Annotated in this window: 18 protein-coding genes; 7 read left to right on the top strand and 11 right to left on the bottom strand. The window is 68.4% G+C overall.

What is annotated here, in order from left to right; translation table 11 throughout:
* Nucleotide 1: 1 nt before the first annotated feature.
* The 8 genes from DFR40_RS16620 to DFR40_RS16585 are packed head-to-tail and all read right to left on the bottom strand — an operon-like array spanning nucleotide 2 to nucleotide 6868.
* Nucleotides 2–757 (bottom strand): SDR family NAD(P)-dependent oxidoreductase, encoded by a 756-nt coding sequence (locus DFR40_RS16620; protein ID WP_121459615.1) that lies wholly within the window; start codon nucleotides 755–757, stop codon nucleotides 2–4.
* Nucleotides 754–1275 carry a DUF3833 domain-containing protein gene (locus tag DFR40_RS16615; RefSeq protein ID WP_211329825.1) on the bottom strand — a complete coding sequence of 174 codons (522 nt, stop codon included), beginning with the start codon at nucleotides 1273–1275 and terminating at the stop codon, nucleotides 754–756. Before DFR40_RS16615 ends, DFR40_RS16620 begins: the two co-directional genes overlap by 4 nt.
* Complete coding sequence (locus tag DFR40_RS16610) at nucleotides 1275–2507, bottom strand: MFS transporter (RefSeq protein ID WP_245985730.1); 1233 nt, start codon at nucleotides 2505–2507, stop codon at nucleotides 1275–1277. Before DFR40_RS16610 ends, DFR40_RS16615 begins: the two co-directional genes overlap by 1 nt.
* Nucleotides 2507–3034, bottom strand: coding sequence for a chalcone isomerase family protein (locus DFR40_RS16605; protein ID WP_121459613.1), 528 nt, complete (start codon nucleotides 3032–3034; stop codon nucleotides 2507–2509). The genes DFR40_RS16610 and DFR40_RS16605 overlap by 1 nt, the downstream gene beginning before the upstream one ends.
* Nucleotides 3003–4187, bottom strand: coding sequence for an SAM-dependent methyltransferase (locus tag DFR40_RS16600; protein ID WP_121459612.1), 1185 nt, complete (start codon nucleotides 4185–4187; stop codon nucleotides 3003–3005). The genes DFR40_RS16605 and DFR40_RS16600 overlap by 32 nt, the downstream gene beginning before the upstream one ends.
* Nucleotides 4184–4954 carry a DUF1365 domain-containing protein gene (locus tag DFR40_RS16595; RefSeq protein ID WP_121459611.1) on the bottom strand — a complete coding sequence of 257 codons (771 nt, stop codon included), beginning with the start codon at nucleotides 4952–4954 and terminating at the stop codon, nucleotides 4184–4186. The genes DFR40_RS16600 and DFR40_RS16595 overlap by 4 nt, the downstream gene beginning before the upstream one ends.
* A gap of 7 nt (nucleotides 4955–4961) precedes the next feature.
* Entirely contained in the window at nucleotides 4962–6278 is a 1317-nt protein-coding gene (locus DFR40_RS16590) for an NAD(P)/FAD-dependent oxidoreductase (RefSeq protein ID WP_121459610.1), read from the bottom strand.
* A 5-nt stretch (nucleotides 6279–6283) separates the two neighbouring features.
* Entirely contained in the window at nucleotides 6284–6868 is a 585-nt protein-coding gene (locus tag DFR40_RS16585; protein ID WP_245985729.1) for a glutathione peroxidase, read from the bottom strand.
* A 76-nt stretch (nucleotides 6869–6944) separates the two neighbouring features.
* Between DFR40_RS16585 and DFR40_RS16580 the strand changes: the two genes are divergently transcribed.
* The 7 genes from DFR40_RS16580 to DFR40_RS16550 all read left to right on the top strand — a co-directional run bounded on the left by DFR40_RS16580 (nucleotide 6945) and on the right by DFR40_RS16550 (nucleotide 14284).
* Nucleotides 6945–7847 (top strand): MerR family transcriptional regulator, encoded by a 903-nt coding sequence (locus tag DFR40_RS16580; RefSeq protein WP_121459609.1) that lies wholly within the window; start codon nucleotides 6945–6947, stop codon nucleotides 7845–7847.
* Nucleotides 7844–8002, top strand: coding sequence for a DUF2256 domain-containing protein (locus tag DFR40_RS17530; protein WP_121459608.1), 159 nt, complete (start codon nucleotides 7844–7846; stop codon nucleotides 8000–8002). The genes DFR40_RS16580 and DFR40_RS17530 overlap by 4 nt, the downstream gene beginning before the upstream one ends.
* On the top strand, nucleotides 7936–9525 hold the full coding sequence (locus DFR40_RS16570; RefSeq protein WP_245985727.1) for a cryptochrome/photolyase family protein: 1590 nt from the start codon (nucleotides 7936–7938) through the stop codon (nucleotides 9523–9525). Before DFR40_RS17530 ends, DFR40_RS16570 begins: the two co-directional genes overlap by 67 nt.
* A 130-nt stretch (nucleotides 9526–9655) precedes the next feature.
* A complete protein-coding gene (locus DFR40_RS16565) occupies nucleotides 9656–10729 on the top strand; it encodes a CobW family GTP-binding protein (protein WP_121459606.1) in 1074 nt (357 codons plus the stop codon).
* A complete protein-coding gene (locus tag DFR40_RS16560) occupies nucleotides 10726–12054 on the top strand; it encodes a dihydroorotase (protein WP_121459605.1) in 1329 nt (442 codons plus the stop codon). Before DFR40_RS16565 ends, DFR40_RS16560 begins: the two co-directional genes overlap by 4 nt.
* Nucleotides 12055–12088: 34 nt before the next feature.
* Nucleotides 12089–12745: a DUF1826 domain-containing protein gene (locus DFR40_RS16555; RefSeq protein WP_121459604.1), complete on the top strand. Its 657-nt coding sequence runs from the start codon at nucleotides 12089–12091 to the stop codon at nucleotides 12743–12745.
* 39 nt (nucleotides 12746–12784) lie between these two features.
* Entirely contained in the window at nucleotides 12785–14284 is a 1500-nt protein-coding gene (locus DFR40_RS16550) for an NAD(P)H-hydrate dehydratase (protein WP_121459603.1), read from the top strand.
* 48 nt (nucleotides 14285–14332) lie between these two features.
* Here DFR40_RS16550 and DFR40_RS16545 read toward each other — a convergent pair whose 3' ends face one another.
* The 3 genes from DFR40_RS16545 to DFR40_RS16535 are packed head-to-tail and all read right to left on the bottom strand — an operon-like array spanning nucleotide 14333 to nucleotide 16257.
* Nucleotides 14333–15184 carry a penicillin-binding protein activator LpoB gene (locus DFR40_RS16545; RefSeq protein ID WP_121459602.1) on the bottom strand — a complete coding sequence of 284 codons (852 nt, stop codon included), beginning with the start codon at nucleotides 15182–15184 and terminating at the stop codon, nucleotides 14333–14335.
* Nucleotides 15185–15197: 13 nt separating this feature from the next.
* Nucleotides 15198–15806 carry a penicillin-binding protein activator LpoB gene (gene lpoB, locus DFR40_RS16540; protein ID WP_211329824.1) on the bottom strand — a complete coding sequence of 203 codons (609 nt, stop codon included), beginning with the start codon at nucleotides 15804–15806 and terminating at the stop codon, nucleotides 15198–15200.
* Nucleotides 15807–15843: 37 nt separating this feature from the next.
* Nucleotides 15844–16257 carry a DUF1425 domain-containing protein gene (locus tag DFR40_RS16535; protein ID WP_170160255.1) on the bottom strand — a complete coding sequence of 138 codons (414 nt, stop codon included), beginning with the start codon at nucleotides 16255–16257 and terminating at the stop codon, nucleotides 15844–15846.
* Between the last annotated feature and the right edge of the window lie 2 nt (nucleotides 16258–16259).

The raw sequence follows: 16259 nt of genomic DNA, 5'->3' as shown, positions 1-16259 counted from the left end.
CTCAACCTCCGGTAAAACGCCGGATCAGCCGGAAAGACCAGCCATACGGCAACAGGGCAAGGAGCTTCAGCCAGCAGGTGAAGCGCCGGGGAAAGTGGATTTCGAATTTTCCGCCGCGCAGGCCGTCGACCGTGGCAGCCGCCGCTTGCGCCGGCGTCAGCAGGGCCGGCATGGCGAAATCGTTGCGCGCCGTCAGCTGGCTGGCGACGAAGCCGGGATTGACCACCCAGACACCGATGCCACGCGGCGCCAGGTCGAGGTGCAGGCATTCGGCGAAGTGGATCAAGGCCGCCTTGCCCGGACCGTAGGCGAGCGCCCGCGGCAGGCCGCGATAGCCGGCGACGCTGGCGAAGAAGGCAATGCCGCCACCGGGGCGGAGGTCGCCGAGGACGACCGAGACCAGACGCAGCGCGGCATTGAAATTGACCTCGACGATGCGCTCGGCGAGCGCCAGGTCGAAGTCGTCGGCGCGCATCGGCTGGTAGTCGCCGGCCAGGTAGATGACCAGGTCGACGCCGCCCCAGCAGGCGACCAGTTCGGCACGGGCTGCCGCCAGTGCAGCGACGTCGGTGGCATCGCAGGGCAACAGCAAGACATCGGCCAGGCCAAGGCCCTGCAGCCGCTCGACCCGCCGCGCCGACAGCGCCAGGCGGGCGCCGCGGGCCGCCAGGTTTTCCGCCAGGGCCGCGCCGATGCCGCTGGAAGCACCGACCAGCCAGACCCGCCGCCCCTGCCAGTCGACGATGGCCGGATTCATGGCTTGACGAAACTGAGCGTCACTTCGCCGAGATGGAAACCCCATTTCGACATCGACGAGCGGTTGAGCATCACCTTGTCGCCGACCAGGAACATCCAGTCGTCGAAATCGACGTGATAGACCTTGCCATCGACCGGCAAGGCGAGCACGTAGCGCCAGCGCAAGGCATTGCCGGCGACTTCGCCGACCGCCTCGCCGACGACGTCGTCGGCGCGTCCGCGGAAGCTGCCGTCGGCCTGGCGGGTCAGCGTCCAGACCCGACGCGAGCGGCTGCCGTCGGACCAGCTGAAATCCTCGTCGATGATCCCGACATTGCCCGCCCAGCGGGCATCGATGGCGACGTGAAAGTGTTTCTGCACGCGCCCATCGCGGCCCTGGAACATCCCCCAGGCCTCGAGCCGGCCGTTCAGGTACTGGGTCAGGTCGAGCCCCGGCCGGGCATCGCGGTACTGCTCGATACCGCCCGAGGCGCAGGCGCTCAAACCGAGGGCAAACAAGACGGCAGGCAGGAGTTTCATCATCGGACCTCGAGAAAATGGCGCCAGCGCCACAACAGGAAAGCCGCCAGCGCCTTGCCGGCGAGCGGCAGCAGCGCATAGGCGAAGATCAGCGCCGGCAAGCCCCGGTCGCCGCCCGGGACGTAGCCGAGCCAGCCAAGCAGCGGCAGCGAGAGCCCGGCGGCGAGCGCCAGGTTGAGCTTGGCGGCGAAATTCCAGACACCGAAGCAGGCGCCCGCCTGTCCCTGGCGCTCGCCGAGATCGGCGGCAATCGCCGCCGGCAGGGCGAGGTCGGCGCCGAGCGCCAGGCCGGAGAGCAGGCAGATCGCGGCAAAAGGCAGGACGTCGCCAGGCCCGAGCAGGCCGGCACCGGCGAAAGCCAGCGTCGCCAGGCCGATCGCCAGCAGCCAGGCGACGACCCGGCCGCGACGCGCGGCCAGCGCCACCCAGAAAGGCAGCGAGGCGGCACCGGCGACGAAGTACAGGGCTAGCAAGGCGCCGCTGGCGGCCGGTGCCCGCAGCACGTCGGCGACGAAGAAGAGGAACAGCGTCGCCGGCAGCGCCGCGGCCAGGCCGTTGGCGACAAAGACCAGGAGCAGCCGGCGGAACCCCGGGTCGGCCAGGACCCGGCGCAGGCTGGTCATGGGAGCCAGGGCCGGAGCGACCCGGCCCGGCCCGGCGCCGACGCAAGCGAGGGCAGCCAGTGCGGCGATCGCCAGCAAGGGTGGCAGGACCCAGGCCAGCGCCGCCGTTCCCTGCACCGGCGATGCCGCCAGCCAGCCCGGCAAGGCAGCGGCGAGGACCACGCCGAGCAGCCCGAAACCTTCGCGCGCGGCGGTCAGCCGGGTGCGTCCCCGGGAATCGCCACCGACATCGGCGCCCCAGGCCTGGTAGGCGACGCTGGCAGCGGAGAAACCGAGGTAGGTCAGGGCCAGCGAGCCGGCCAGCCAGACGGCGACCTGCGTCTCCGGCGGATTGAGCAGGGCGAAGAAGCCGGCGGCGAACGGCAGCAGCGCCAGCACCAGCATGCTCCGCCGCGGCACGCGGTCGGCCAGCCAGCCCAGCCAGGGATCGACCAGCGCGTCGAGCAGCCGCGTCGCCAGCAGGATGCCGCCGAGCAGTGCCAGATCCATGCCGGTGGCAAAAGCGTAGAAACCCGGCACATGCACGTAGAGCGGCAAGGCGGCGAAAGCCAGCGGCATGCCCAGCAGGCCGTAGGCGAGCACCCGCGGCAACGGCAGGGTGGCGGCCATCAGGCCCCCGCGCCGAGCAGGGCGGCGCGCAGCACCGGGGCGCTGGTCCGGGGATCGAGCCAGATCGCGAAGAAGCGGCGGGCGAACTCGGCGTCGTCGATGACGCCGAGCCAGCGGCCGTTGAACAGGAATTCGGCACGCCCGGGCTGGTACACGCCGAGGATCGCATCGCCGGCCGGGACATCCGGGAACAACGCCGCCATCTGCGCCCCCCAGCGACTGAGCGAGGCTTCGTCGGCGCCCAGTCGGCGCATCTCGTCGACGCTGGCCCGGGCGATGGCGCGCCCGGCGATGCTGCGCCGGTAATCGAGGCGCAAGGCCAGCGGCGGTTCTTCGGGCGAAGCGCCGGACCACAGGGTGGCTTCGTAGATGAGCAGGCCGAAACGGGTGAACCGCCCCTGCCCGCGGCGCTGCAGTCCCTGCGTCGGATCGCCGGCGGCGCCGGCAGCCAGCGGCAGCCCGGCAAGCCCGAGCAGCAGCCGGCGACGGCGCGGGTCAGCGATGTGCGAGTTCGAACTGGACGACATCGATGCTGCCGGCCCGGAAGCCGGCCTCGCAATAGCACAGATAGAGTCGCCACAGCCGGCGGAAGGTCTCGTCGAAGCCGAGCGGCTGGATGGCCGGCCAGTTGGCTTCGAAGGACTGACGCCACTCGGCGAGCGTACGCGCGTAATCGAGGCCGAAGGCGAATTCGTCGCTGACGCGCAGCCCGGCCTTGCCCGCCGCCGCGCGGAAAGCCGCCGGCGAGGGCAGCATGCCGCCGGGAAAGACATACTGCTGGATGAAATCGGTGCCCTTGCGGTAGGCGGCGAACAGGCCGTCGTCGATGGTGATGCTCTGCACCACCGCCCTGCCCTCCGGCTTCAGCGCCCCGGCCAGGGTACGGAAATAACTCGGCCACCAGCGCTCGCCAACGGCCTCGAACATCTCGATCGAGACGACGTGATCGAAGCGCTCGCCGACGTCGCGGTAATCCTGCAGACGCAGGTCGGCCTGCGGCACGCGCTGGCGGGCCCAGGCCAGCTGGGCCGGCGACAAGGTCAGGCCGGTCAGCGCCAGACCGGCCGCCGTCGCCATCTCGGCGAAGCCGCCCCAGCCGCAGCCGATTTCGAGTACCCGCTGGCCCGGCTGCGCCCGCAGCCGCTCGAGGATGCGCCGGTACTTGGCGTGTTGCGCCGCCAGCAGCGAACCGTCGTCGCCGTCGCGATAAAGGGCTGCCGAGTAGCTCATCGATGGATCGAGCCACAGGCGGTAGAAATCGTTGCCCAGGTCGTAATGGGCCATGATGTTGCGCTTGCTGCCGCTGCGGCTGTTGCGGTTGAGCCAGTGACGCAGCCGCGCCGCCAGCAGTTGCCGCCAGGAACCGTAGAGCGCCCGGCGCAACGCCGGCCGGTTGCGGGCCAGCAGCGTCAGCAGCGCGCACGGATCCGAGGCGTCCCACTGGCCGTCGAGGTAGGCCTCGGCGAGGCCGATGTCGCCGCGCGCGAGAATCCGGCCGAACATCGCTTCGTCGTGCACCTGCAGCGAGACGCCGCTCTCGCCGTCGCCGAACAGGGCGCTCGAGCCATCCGGCAGGCGCACCTCGAGCAGGCCGCCCTGCAGCTTCTCGAGCAGCTCGAAGACGGTGCGGGTATCGCGCGCCAGGCGTTCGTCGCCGCGCAGGATCAGGGTATTGCTCATCGGGTCGACTCCGGTACGGGCGGGGGGCGCTGCCGGCTGGCCGGCGCCGCCCCCCGGAACGGCACGCCCTTGAGCCACAGCTTCAGGGCCTGCCAGTGAATGCGGAAAATCACGCCGAGCGTCAGCAACGGCATCCTCAGCAGCGCCAGGCCGAGGGCTGCCGACGACCAGCCGCGCGGCCGCCCGGAAATCGAGGTCAGCAGCAGCTCGCCGGCGGCATCGTCGTAATCGATGCGGGCCAGCTGGACCGGCCGCTGCAGCAGGAAACGGAAGCGGTAAGCGCCTTCGATCTCGTTGAACGGCGAGACATGGAAGCACTTGGCGGCGCTCAGCGTCTCGCCCTCGGGCAGGACGGCGCCGTCGCGATGCAGGAGGTAGCTGTGGGTGCCGCCGAAGGTGTTGTTGACCTCGGCGAGCACGGCGATCAGCCGCCCCTCGCGATCGTGGCAGTACCAGAAGCTGACCGGATTGAAGACGTAGCCGCAGACACGCGGAAAGGTCTGCAGGACGATCTCGCCGTCGGCCGGCAGGCCCTGCTCGCGCAGCCGGGCCTCGATCCACGGCAGCAGCGGACTGCCGTCGCGCGGGCCATGGTCGCGGCTGTGGAAACTGAGCAGGTTTTTACGGTCGACCCCGAAAATCGCGCATTTTGCCGAGGCCAGCCGGCGCAGCGGCAGCTGGACGTAGAACAGCGGATAGACGAAGGCGTTGACCGCCGGGCGCAAGCGCCGGTGCATCACGTGGCCGAAGAAAAGCTGCGGCAGCATGATCGCCTCAGTGCGTCACGGCGACGGCCTCGGCCAGGCCGGGCGCACCTTGCCACGGCGCCGCCACGCCGAGGCCGTTGGCCACGCGCAAGGCCGACTTCAGGCCATCCTCGTGGAAGCCGTAGCTGCCCCAGGCGCCGGCCAGCCAGATGCCGCCTTCGCCCTGGACCGCCGGCAAGCGCTGCTGGGCGGCAATCGCCACGGCATCGAAGATCGGATGGGCGTAGGAAAATTCGCCGATGACGCGGGCCGGATCGGGCTCGCGCGCCGGGTTCAGGGTGACCACCACCGGCGTCGCGAAGGGCAGCGGCTGCAGCTTGTTGATCAGGTAGGAGACGCCGACCGGCTGGTCGCCCGGCGCACCGGCGCCGGCGAAGTAATTCCAGGCCGACCACAGCTTGCGGTCGCGCGGCAGCAGCGCCGCATCGGTATGCAGCAGCGCCCGGTTGGGCTGGTAGCGGATCGCCGCCAGCACCTCGCGCTGGCCGGGACTGGCGGTGGCGCCGAGGATGGCCAGAGCCTGGTCGCTATGACAGGCAAGCACGACCTGGTCGAAGCTTTCGCTGCCGCCGGCATGACTGACGCGCAGGCCGCCGGCGTCGCGTTCGACGGCGCGGACCGGACAGCCCAGGCGGACATCGTCGAGCTGGGCGGCGATCTTGTCCACGTAGCTGCGGCCGCCGCCGCGCACGGTGCGCCACAGGGGCCGGTCGAAGACCTGCAGCAGGCCGTGGTTGTGGCAGAAGCGGATGAAGGTGGCGAGCGGCATGTCGAGCATCTGTCCGGTCGGACAGGACCAGATCGCCGCCGCCATCGGCAGCAGGTACCAATCGGAGAAAGCCGACGAGTAGCCGCCGGCAGCCAGGAAATCGCGCAGGCTGCCCGACTGCGCCGGATGCGTCGCCAGCCAGGCGCTGCTCTCGCGGTTGAAGCGCAGGATGTCGGAGAGCATCCCCCAGAAGCGGCGGCGTACCAGGTTGCGCTTCTGGCCGAAGATCGTCGCCAGGTTGCTGCCGGCCCATTCGAGATCGGGCTGGCTGAGGCTGACGGCAAAGGACATCTCGGTCTCGACGCTGTCGACGCCGAGCAGCGCGAACATCGCGATGAGGTTGGGATAGGTCTTCTCGTTGAAGACCAGGAAACCGGTATCGACCGGATGCGTTTTTCCTTCCAGGGTGACGTCGACCGTGTTGGTATGCCCGCCCAGGTAACTGCCCGCCTCGAACAGCGTCACCGCGTGCCGGCGGCCGAGCAGCCAGGCGCTGGCCAGTCCGGAAATGCCGGCGCCGATGACGGCGATGCGCTGCTGCTTTGTCTTGTCCATGCTGTTCAGCGTCCGAGGAATTCGTCGATGCGGGCGACCAGTGCCTTGTCGTCCGGTTTGGTGAAACTGCCGAAGGCGATCACCTGGGTCGCGTCGCGGTTGATCAGGTACTTGTGGAAGTTCCAGCGCGGCGTGCTGCGGGTGATGTCGGCCAGCTTGAGGAAGAAGGGGTGGGCGTTGCGCCCCTTGATCAGGGTCTTGCCGGCCATCGGGAACTCGACGCCGTAGGTGAGGCGGCAGAACTCGGCGATTTCCTTTTCCGAGCCCGGCTCCTGCTCGCCGAAATCGTTGGACGGGAAGCCGATCACCACCAGGCCGCGATCCTTGAGCCGGTCGTGGAGCTTCTCCAGGCCGTCGTATTGCGAGGTGAAACCGCAGTAGCTGGCAGTGTTCACCACCAGAATCACCTTGCCCGCGTACTGGCAGAGCGGCATCGGCTTGCCGTCCTGCAAGGTGGTGAAGGTGTGATTGAGCAGCGGCGGGCATTCCCCGGCCAGCGCCGGCGCCGAAATGCCGCCACCGAGAACGCCGGCCAACCCCAGACAACGCATCAGCTTGAGCAACATGATCACCTCTTTTGTCCTGGACAAATAAAATCCTTGTTCGTAAGATAGGGTCACAAAAAGCGATTGTCAATCGTTCGACACAACTTTGTTCAGGACAAACATGAGCACACTGACCTACACGATTGCCGCCGTCGAGCGCGATACCGGTCTGTCCAAGGATGTGCTGCGCGTCTGGGAACGCCGCTACGGTTTTCCGAATCCGTCGCGCGACGCCAACGGCGAACGCAGCTACCCGGCCGATCAGGTCGAGCGCCTGCGCCAGATAAAACGCCTGATGGATCAAGGACATCGCCCCGGGAAGCTGCTTGCGGCACCGTTTGCATCGCTGGCCGAGCTGGCGCCGCGCCGCCCCGATAATCGCTGCCCACCGGCTCCCGACCACGAACTCGCCGAACTGATGGGATTGATCAAGGCGCACGATGCGGCCGGCTTCCAGCAGGCCATGCAGCAGCGGCTGGCCCGCCAGGGCCTGCAGCGCTTTGTCCTGGACAGCGTCGCACCACTCGCCGAACTCGTCGGCGGCGCCTGGGAAGCCGGCCGCTTCGAGGTTTTCGAGGAACACCTGTTCACCGAACTGACCAAGCGCGTACTCCGCCAGAGCATCGCAACCCTGCCTGCCGGCCGCGGGCCGCGCCTGCTGCTGACCAGCGTTCCCAACGAAGAACACGTGCTCGGCCTGCTCATGGCCGAAGCCCTGTTTTCCCTGGAAGGCGCCGAGTGCATTCCGCTCGGCACCCAGATGCCGGTCATCGACATCGTCCGGGCAGCTGAGGCCCACGCCGCCGACATCGTCGCCCTGTCGTTCTCGGTTGCCTTCCCGACACGCCAGATCCCCGGGCTGCTCCAGCAACTGCGCGCGGCCCTGTCGGCGGGACGCGAACTCTGGGTCGGCGGTGGCGGCATGGCCAGGGTGCCGCCAATCGACGGCGTGCGCAGCCTCGGCGGTTTTGCCGAGGCAATCGCCGCACTGGCCGACTGGCGCGCCGCTCATCCGCAACAATGACCACCGGCAGCGCTTTCCGCGGCAACAAGGCGGCCCTGCCGGTCAAACCCTGTGTCGCTTGCGGTCGACCGATGAGCTGGCGCAAAAAATGGAAAAACAGCTGGTCGACCGTCAGATTCTGTTCCGCTGCCTGCCGCCGGCACGGCCCGCGATGAGCCGCCTGTTCCTGGTCCTCGGCGACCAGCTGCACCCCGACCCGCACCCGTTGCTCGCCGACTTCGATGCGGCCAGCGATCGCCTGCTGATGATCGAGGCGACCGAGGAATCGACGCACGTGTGGAGTCATCGCGCCCGCTCGGCGCTGTTCCTCGCCGCCATGCGCCACCGCGCCGCGGCCTTCCGCGATGCCGGTTATCCGCTCGACTACCTGCGCCTCGGCGAGCATCCCCACGCCACGCTGGCCGCCGCCCTCGCCGCCCGCCTCGCCGGCGTGCGCGCCGTCGTCATGCTCGAAGCCGGCGACCAGCGCGTGCAGGGTGCGCTGGACGCGGCCTGCCGGGCAGCCGGGGTGGCGCTGCTGGTCCGCCCCGACCCGCACTTCCTCTGCTCGACCGAGGCTTTTGCCGAATGGGCCGGCACGCGCGACAAGCTGCGCCTGGAGTATTTCTACCGCTGGCAGCGCAAGCGCCACGACGTGCTCATGGCCGGCGACGAGCCGCTCGGCGGCCAGTGGAATTTCGACGCCGACAACCGCCAGGCCTTCGGCCGCCACGGCCCCGGACTGCTGCCGCCGCCCCTGCGCTTCGCACCGGATGCGCTGACCCGCAGCGCGATCGCCGATGTCGCCCGGCATTTCCCGATGCATCCCGGTTCGCTCGACAGCTTCGCCTGGCCGGTCACCAGCGCCCAGGCCGAGGCCGCGCTCGCCGACTTCATCGCGCATCGCCTGCCCGACTTCGGACGCTGGCAGGACGCGATGTGGTCCGGCCAGCCGTTCTTGTGGCATTCGCTGCTGTCGACCGCGCTCAACCTCAAGCTGATCGATCCGCGCCGGGTCATCGCCGCCACCGAGGCAGCCTGTGCCGCCGGCCGGGTGCCGCTCGCCGCTGCCGAGGGCTTCATCCGCCAGATCCTCGGCTGGCGCGAGTTCGTCCGCGGCATCTACCACCGGCACATGCCGGCGCTGGCCAGCGCCAACCAGTACGACCACCGGCAGCCGCTGCCGGCCTGGTTCTGGAGCGGCCGCACGCAGGCCGCCTGCCTCGCCGCAGTGATCGGGCAGACGCTCGAGCACGGCTACGCCCACCACATCCAGCGCCTGATGATCACCGGCAATTTCGCCCTGCTCGCCGGGCTCGATCCGCGCCAGGTCGCCGACTGGTACCTCGCCGTCTATGTCGACGCGGTGGCCTGGGTCGAGGAACCGAACACCCTGGGCATGGCGCTCAACGCCTGGCCGGGAATGACCAGCAAGCCCTATTGTGCCAGCGGCGCCTACATCGACCGGATGAGCGACTACTGCCGCAGCTGCCGCTACCGGCCGAAGGAACGCAGCGGCGAAACGGCCTGCCCGTTCACCACGCTGTACTGGGATTTCCTCGCCCGCCACGCCCGGCGCTTCGCCGCCAACCCGCGCCTGGCCCTGCCCTTGAAGAACCTGCAGCGGCTGCCGGCCGACGAACGCGAGCGCATCAGCGAACGGCGCGACTGGCTGCTGGCCCGGCTCGACGATCTATAAAGCGACCTGCGGCCGACATGCCAGGCGGAAACCGGAAAGCTCGCCTGAACGAAGGCTGAAAATGTTATGTTATTACATTGCATTTTCAACACTGCCGACACCCTTGCGGCACACCGCCAGACTCGCTCCCATGCCTCCTGAAAACCACGACCGCCGCATTCCCGTCACCCTGCTCACCGGTTTCCTCGGCGCCGGCAAGACGACCATGCTCAATCACCTGCTCAACCAACCGGAGATGGCCCGCAGCGCGGTACTGATCAACGAGTTCGGCAGCGTCGCCATCGACCATCACCTGGTGACCAAGATCGACGACGATCTGGTCCTGCTCGATTCCGGCTGCATCTGCTGCACCGTGCGCAGCGACCTGACCCGCAGCCTGGGCGAGTTGTTCATGCGCAGCCTGCGCCGCGAACTGCCGCCAATTGCCCGGGTCATCATCGAAACGACCGGCCTGGCCGATCCGGCGCCAGTGATTTTCACGCTGATGGAAGATTTCTTCATCGCCGAACGCTTCCGCACCGACGGCGTCGTCACCGTCGTCGACGCAACGCACATTCACAGCCAGCTGGCGCTGCATCCGGAGCCGGTCAAGCAGATCGCCATGGCCGATCGCCTGCTGCTCAGCAAATGCGACCTGGCCAGCCCGTCCGAACTGAGCGCGGTCAGCGCCACCCTCTGCCGCATCAATCCCTCGGCCCCCCAGATCTACGTGCGCCGGGGCGAACTCGCCGCCGCCTCGATCAGCCATTGCGGCCTCTACGACCCGGACGGGAAGAGCGCCGACGTCGCCGGCTGGCTGGCCGAGGAAAAGGTCCGCGAACAGCGCCGCCTGGCGCACGGACATCACCACCACCATGACGTCGATCGCCACGACGCCAACGTCTTCAGTTTCGCGCTGACGTTCGCCGAACCCTTGCACTGGTCGTTCTTCGCCGACGCGATCAGCAGCCTGCTGGAGACCGCCGGCGACCGCATCCTGCGCATCAAGGGGCTGCTCAATGTCATCGGCGATCACAAGCCGCGCGTCGTCCAGTGCGTCCAGCGCGTGCTCTACCCCTACGCCCGCCTCGACGACTGGCCGCAACAGGCGCCCTACAACGATCGCTGCAGCCGCCTCGTGTTCATCGTCCGCGACCTGCCGCAGGCGGTGGTCGAAGAAGCCTTCGCGATGTTCTGCGGCGTCCGCGAGAACGCCCGGCCATGACGACACTCCTGATCCGCAATGCCCGCCTGGTCAACGAGGGCCAGATCCGCGCCGGCGACCTGCTGATCCGCGACGGCCGCATCGACAAGATCGGCAGCAGCATCTGTGGTGCCGCCGACGAGGAAATCGACGCCGACGGCGATTGGCTGCTACCCGGCATGATCGACGACCAGGTGCACTTCCGCGAACCGGGACTGACGCACAAGGGCAGCATCGCCAGCGAGTCGGCTGCGGCCGTGGCCGGCGGCATCACCAGTTTCATGGACATGCCGAATACCCGGCCGCCGACCCTGTCGCTGGCCGCCTTGCAGGAAAAGAAAGCGATTGCCGCCGGCAGCGCGCACGCCAACTACGCCTTTCACTTCGGCGCCGCCAACGACAACCTCGCTGCCGTCGCCGCCCTCGACCCGTGCGCCGTCGCCGGCATCAAGGTCTTCATGGGCGCCTCGACCGGCAATCTGCTGGTTGACGATCCGGCGGTCCTGGAACGCCTTTTCGCCTGCGCCCCGACCCTGCTGATCGCACACTGCGAAGATACGCCGTCGATCACGGTCAACGAGGAAAAATGGCGAAAAACCCACGGCGACGCGGTGCCCTTATCCGCTCACCCGTTGATCCGCGACGCCGAGGCGTGCTATCGCTCGTCGTCACTGGCGGTGGCGCTGGCCCGCCAGCACCGCACCCGCCTGCACGTCCTGCACCTGTCGACCGCACGCGAACTCGCCCTGTTCGAAGACCGGCCGCTGGCTGAAAAGCACATCACCGCCGAAGTTTGCGTCCATCACCTGTTGTTCGACGACGCCGACTACGCCCGGCTCGGCAGCCATCTCAAATGCAACCCGGCGGTCAAGACGCGGGCCGACCGCGACGCCTTGCGCCAGGCACTGGCCGGCAATCGCCTCGACGTGATCGGCACCGATCATGCGCCGCACACGCTGGCCGAGAAAGCTGCCGGCTACTTCCAGGCACCGGCCGGCCTGCCGCTCGCCCAGGATGCCCTGCCAGCCCTGATGGAACTGGTGCACGACGGCTGCATCGACCTGCCGACGCTAGTTGCCAAGACCAGTCACCGCGTTGCCGACCTGTTCCGGATCGCCGAGCGCGGCTACCTGCGCGAGGGCTACTGGGCCGATCTTGTCCTGCTCGGCCCGCGGCCGCCGGCAGCCGCGCCGGCGCCCATCCTCAGCCGCTGTGGCTGGTCGCCTTTCGCCGGCCGGCGCTGGCGCAGCGAGGTCCGCAGCACCATCGTCTCCGGCCAGCTCGCCTGGCATCGCGGGCAGTTGCATGCCGCCTGCCGCGGCCAGGCACTGGCATTTTTACGCTAATGCCACGGTCGACCGCAAAATCGGGCAAAAAACCATGAACGCTCCCCTGTTGCACAACATCTCCGGGCAGGCTGCCATCAGCGACGACGCACTCGGCCTGACCCGCATCTTCGAACCGGCGATCCAGATCGCCGAATGGCGACGACCACCCGACCCAGCCATCGTCCACTGGCTTGAGCGGCACGCCGGCGACCTCGGCAGCGGCTTGCGCCAGATACTGAGGCCGGGCGATCGGCCGCAACTCGCCCACTGGCCGGCCGGCCCCGGGCGTGAAGCACTCGCCGACGACCTCGCCCTGCTCGCCGAAATACTCGGCGAACTGCTGGCCGCCGATCATGTCGGCCTGCGCCTGGAAGTGGTCGATCAGGCAATGTGCCCGCGCCTGCATGTCGACCGTGTCGGGATCCGTCTGCTGTGCACCTATCGTGGCCCGGGCACCGAATGGGTGGACGACAGCGGCATCGACCGCCGACTGCTCGGTGCAGCCGCCGCCGGCAAACCTGACGAATGCTCCGGACTGCTGCTTTCCGGACACCGCATCGAACGCCTTGCCCCGTTCTCGGTAGCGCTACTCAAAGGCCAGCACTGGCAAGGCAACGGCGATCGCGGCATTGTTCATCGCTCGCCGCCGGTCACCCCGGCATGTGCCCCGCGCATTCTCGTCGCCCTCGACGCCGCCTGGACCGACTGAGAGCGCGCGCAGCCGCCCGATGCCCGCTAGAATGGACGCATGGAAAACGCCACCGCCTGCAGCGGCCTGCGCCTGAGCGCTTCGCTGCGCCAGATCGAAGCCAGCCACGCCGGCCTGCCACTGATGGAACGCGCCGGCCGCGCTGCCGCCGATTTCGCCTGCGAACTCGCCGGCGACCGCCAGCGGCCGGTGCTGATCCTCGCCGGCCCGGGCAACAACGGCGGCGATGCCTTCGTCGTCGCCCGCCTGCTCCGCCAGCGCTTCTTCGACGTCCGCCTGGTCTACGCCGGCGACCCCGCCCGCTTGCCACCGGATGCCGCGGCTGCCCGCAACGCCGATATCGCGGCCGGCGGCGGCAGCAGCGACCGGATTCCGGCCGTCGACCACTGGGGCCTGATCGTCGATGGCCTGTTCGGCATCGGCCTGACGCGAGCGCCGGATGGCATCCACGCCGAGTGGATCGACACCGCCAACCGCCTCGCCCGGCGCGACGGCTGCCCGCTGCTGGCACTCGACTGCCCGTCCGGCCTCGACGCCGACCGCGGCCGCCGTCCCGGCACCTGCATCGCGGCCAGCCACACGATCACCTTCATTGCCGGCAAGCCCGGACTATTCACCGGCGACGGCCCCGACCATTGCGGCCAGATCCGCGTCGCCGACCTCGACCTGCCGGCACTGCCGCCGGCCGACGGCGAGATCGTCGGCCGCGCCCACTTCGCCGCTTGCCTGCAAGCGCGCCGGCGCAACTCGCACAAGGGCGTCTTCGGCAGCGTCGGCATCCTCGGCGGCGGCCCGTCGATGAGCGGCGCCGCATTGCTGGCCGGCCGCGCCGCCCTCAAGTTCGGCGCCGGCCGGGTTTATCTCGGCCTGCTCGACCCGGCCGCGCCGAGCGTCGACCCGATCCAGCCCGAACTGATGATCCGTCCGCCCGCTGCGCTGTTCGAGGCCGAACTGCAGGCGCTCGCCTGCGGCCCCGGGCTGGGCACCGACGGCGCCGCCGCCGGCTGTGTCGAACGGGCACTGGCCAGCCCGCTGCCCTTGCTGCTCGATGCCGACGCGCTCAACCTGCTCGCGGTCGACGCCCGTTTGCAGGCAAATTTGCGCCAGCGCGCCGCCCCCAGCCTGCTCACGCCGCACCCGGCCGAGGCCGCGCGCCTGCTCGGCTGCTCGACGTCAGCGGTCCAGGACGACCGCATCGCCGCCGCCTGCGAACTGGCCCGGCGCTGCGCCGCGGTTGTCGCGCTCAAGGGCTGCGGCACCGTCGTCGCCAGCGCCGACGGTCGCTGGTGGATCAACACCACCGGCAATCCGGGCATGGCCAGCGCCGGCATGGGCGACGTCCTCAGCGGCCAGGCCGCCACCCTGCTCGCCCAGCAGTGGCCGGCCGAATCCGCCCTGCTCGCCGCCGTGCACCTGCACGGCGCCGCCGGCGACCGTCTGGTCGACGCCGGCATCGGTCCGGCCGGGATGACCGCAAGCGAACTGATCGACGCCGCCCGGACCTGCCTCAACCGCTGCCTGGCCGGCGCGGCGGCATAAAAAAACCCGCACGCGGGGTGCGGGTTGCGGGCCTTGGCCGGTAGCCGGTCACTTGTAGATGATGACCTTTTCCGAACGCTCCTCGACCGGACGCAGGTTACGGCTGCCGCCCTCCTGATTGCTGCGCGGCTCGTAGCCGGAACCGCCGCCGAACTGGCCGCTGACTTCGCTGGCCACCGCTTCGCCCAGGCTGCGCGAGACTTCCTGCATGACCTTGCCGCGGTTGAGCGAAATGCGTGTCCCGGCGGCGTTGGCGAACTTGGTGTCGCTGCCTTCGCCGAGCGCCGAAAACGCTGCCTTGACCTCGTAGGTCTTGGTGTTGATCAGCGAAAACTCGCCGACCAGCTCGAGCGAGAGCGACACCGAGGTGGCGTTCGAGCCCTGGATCGGGTTGACCTCGTCGCGGAACTCGACGTGGTTGATCGTCCCCCAGAGCACATAGTCGGCACCGGCGTAGTAGCCCTGCTTGATCCGGCCGATGATGTCGTAGAGCTTCTCGGTGTTCTTCTGCGTCCACGGCTTGCCCTGGACGACGCGGTAACCCGCGCGCAGCAGCTCGCCCTTGATGTCGGCGGTGAACTTGCGCAGTTCGCCGCGATTGATGAAGGTGTAGACACCCGACGACGAGCGGTAGGAAACCTCGCCGCTGGCGCGGGCACGCTCGCTCGACGCGCCCGACGAGGCGTAGTCGGAATCGCGGAAGCGCTCGCTGCGCGAAGCCGAAGCGTTGAACTTTTCCTTGTACTCGACATTCTCGAAATAGGCGCTGACCGTCTCTTCGTACGACAGGTCGGTGACGGCGATGCGCGGCGCATCGGCACCGGCAGCCATCGCCGTGACGGCGATGGCGCCGGCGATGGCAAGGCGGCCGAGCATGCGCAAGGGATTCCTGGTGATCATCGACGGCTCCCGATCAACGTTTCGAGGTCTTGCGGATTTCCTTCTCGTCGGCCCATTCGATCACGCCGGACTCGTTGTCGGTCATGATCAGGCTGAACTTGTAATAGACATCCTTGACGTCGGAGCCGCGCTTGACGATCGACGTGATGTTGCCTTCGATGCGGTACTGGGCGCCTTCCATGCGACCGGTCTTGGCCGTCTTCGACTTCTTGTACATGCCCGACTGATTCTGGCGGATCAGCTCGTCGGTCTGGTTCTGCATGCCGGCGATGTCGGTGGCAAAGCGGAAGGTGCCGCTCTTGAGCAACTGGACGCGGATCGAGTCGGTGATCGCGCGGGTGTCGATGAACTCGCTAGTCTTGTTCTTGACTTCGGCGATCGTCACCAGCGGCTTGACCTTGTTGCCGGCGTAGGACTGGGCCAGCGAACGGGCCATCGTTTCGGCAATCATCTGCAGGTCGGTCGAACCGAACTCGTTGGTCACCTGCTCGACGGCCTTGGCATCGCCATAGGCGACATTGCCGGAACCGACGGTCGGGGTGGTGACACAGGCGGAAAGGCCGAGGGCGAGAGCTGCGGCGAGACCGAGACGCTGACCGAGGAGGGTTTTGTTGATATTCACGAACATCTTCCTTGCGAAATGAATGGATAAATCGGGATCAGTTGGCCGGGTAGTTGGCCGGCGACGAAGAGGTCGACCAGTTCTTTTCGGCCGTGAACTGGATGCGGAAATCCCGGGCCTTGGGCGTCGGCGCGCTGGCGCTGATGTTCTGGCGAGCCCGCGCCTGGACCAGCACGGGCTTCCAGGGTTCATCGTCCCACACCTGGAAACCATCGGCATCGAGCCACTTGATGCGCCAGAAAGCGCGTTGCGGATCGCTGTCGCTGTTCGCCAGTTCGAACTGGATCGCCATGAAGCCGTTGCGCTCCTTGGCCATCAGCGAGCTGACGGTGACGTAGCGCGACTCGCCGTGCTGCTCGATCTGCGCCGCCATGCTCTGGGCCGAAGCCGCACCGGCGAACAGCAGGCCGGTACCGAGAAGCAGGGATGAAACCAGTTTTGCATAGTTCATGG

It is taken from the genome of Azonexus fungiphilus, from assembly GCF_003634965.1.
Classification (GTDB): Bacteria; Pseudomonadota; Gammaproteobacteria; order Burkholderiales; family Rhodocyclaceae; genus Azonexus; species Azonexus fungiphilus.
Note: the sequence above shows the minus strand (reverse complement) of the source record. Positions and strands in the feature narration are given on the sequence as shown.

Bases quoted from the DNA above. Each gene is read 5' to 3' on its own strand.
- DFR40_RS16560 (WP_121459605.1), top strand. From the start codon at position 10,726: ATGACGACACTCCTGATCCGCAATGCCCGCCTGGTCAACGAGGGCCAG.
- DFR40_RS16550 (WP_121459603.1), top strand. From the start codon at position 12,785: ATGGAAAACGCCACCGCCTGCAGCGGCCTGCGCCTGAGCGCTTCGCTG.
- DFR40_RS16595 (WP_121459611.1), bottom strand. From the start codon at position 4,954: ATGCTGCCGCAGCTTTTCTTCGGCCACGTGATGCACCGGCGCTTGCGC.
- DFR40_RS16565 (WP_121459606.1), top strand. From the start codon at position 9,656: ATGCCTCCTGAAAACCACGACCGCCGCATTCCCGTCACCCTGCTCACC.
- DFR40_RS16545 (WP_121459602.1), bottom strand. From the start codon at position 15,184: ATGATCACCAGGAATCCCTTGCGCATGCTCGGCCGCCTTGCCATCGCC.
- DFR40_RS16570 (WP_245985727.1), top strand. From the start codon at position 7,936: ATGGAAAAACAGCTGGTCGACCGTCAGATTCTGTTCCGCTGCCTGCCG.
- DFR40_RS16535 (WP_170160255.1), bottom strand. From the start codon at position 16,257: ATGAACTATGCAAAACTGGTTTCATCCCTGCTTCTCGGTACCGGCCTG.
- DFR40_RS16580 (WP_121459609.1), top strand. From the start codon at position 6,945: ATGAGCACACTGACCTACACGATTGCCGCCGTCGAGCGCGATACCGGT.
- DFR40_RS16600 (WP_121459612.1), bottom strand. From the start codon at position 4,187: ATGAGCAATACCCTGATCCTGCGCGGCGACGAACGCCTGGCGCGCGAT.
- DFR40_RS16605 (WP_121459613.1), bottom strand. From the start codon at position 3,034: ATGTCGTCCAGTTCGAACTCGCACATCGCTGACCCGCGCCGTCGCCGG.
- DFR40_RS16620 (WP_121459615.1), bottom strand. From the start codon at position 757: ATGAATCCGGCCATCGTCGACTGGCAGGGGCGGCGGGTCTGGCTGGTC.
- DFR40_RS16590 (WP_121459610.1), bottom strand. From the start codon at position 6,278: ATGGACAAGACAAAGCAGCAGCGCATCGCCGTCATCGGCGCCGGCATT.
- DFR40_RS16555 (WP_121459604.1), top strand. From the start codon at position 12,089: ATGAACGCTCCCCTGTTGCACAACATCTCCGGGCAGGCTGCCATCAGC.
- DFR40_RS16615 (WP_211329825.1), bottom strand. From the start codon at position 1,275: ATGAAACTCCTGCCTGCCGTCTTGTTTGCCCTCGGTTTGAGCGCCTGC.
- DFR40_RS16610 (WP_245985730.1), bottom strand. From the start codon at position 2,507: ATGGCCGCCACCCTGCCGTTGCCGCGGGTGCTCGCCTACGGCCTGCTG.
- DFR40_RS17530 (WP_121459608.1), top strand. From the start codon at position 7,844: ATGACCACCGGCAGCGCTTTCCGCGGCAACAAGGCGGCCCTGCCGGTC.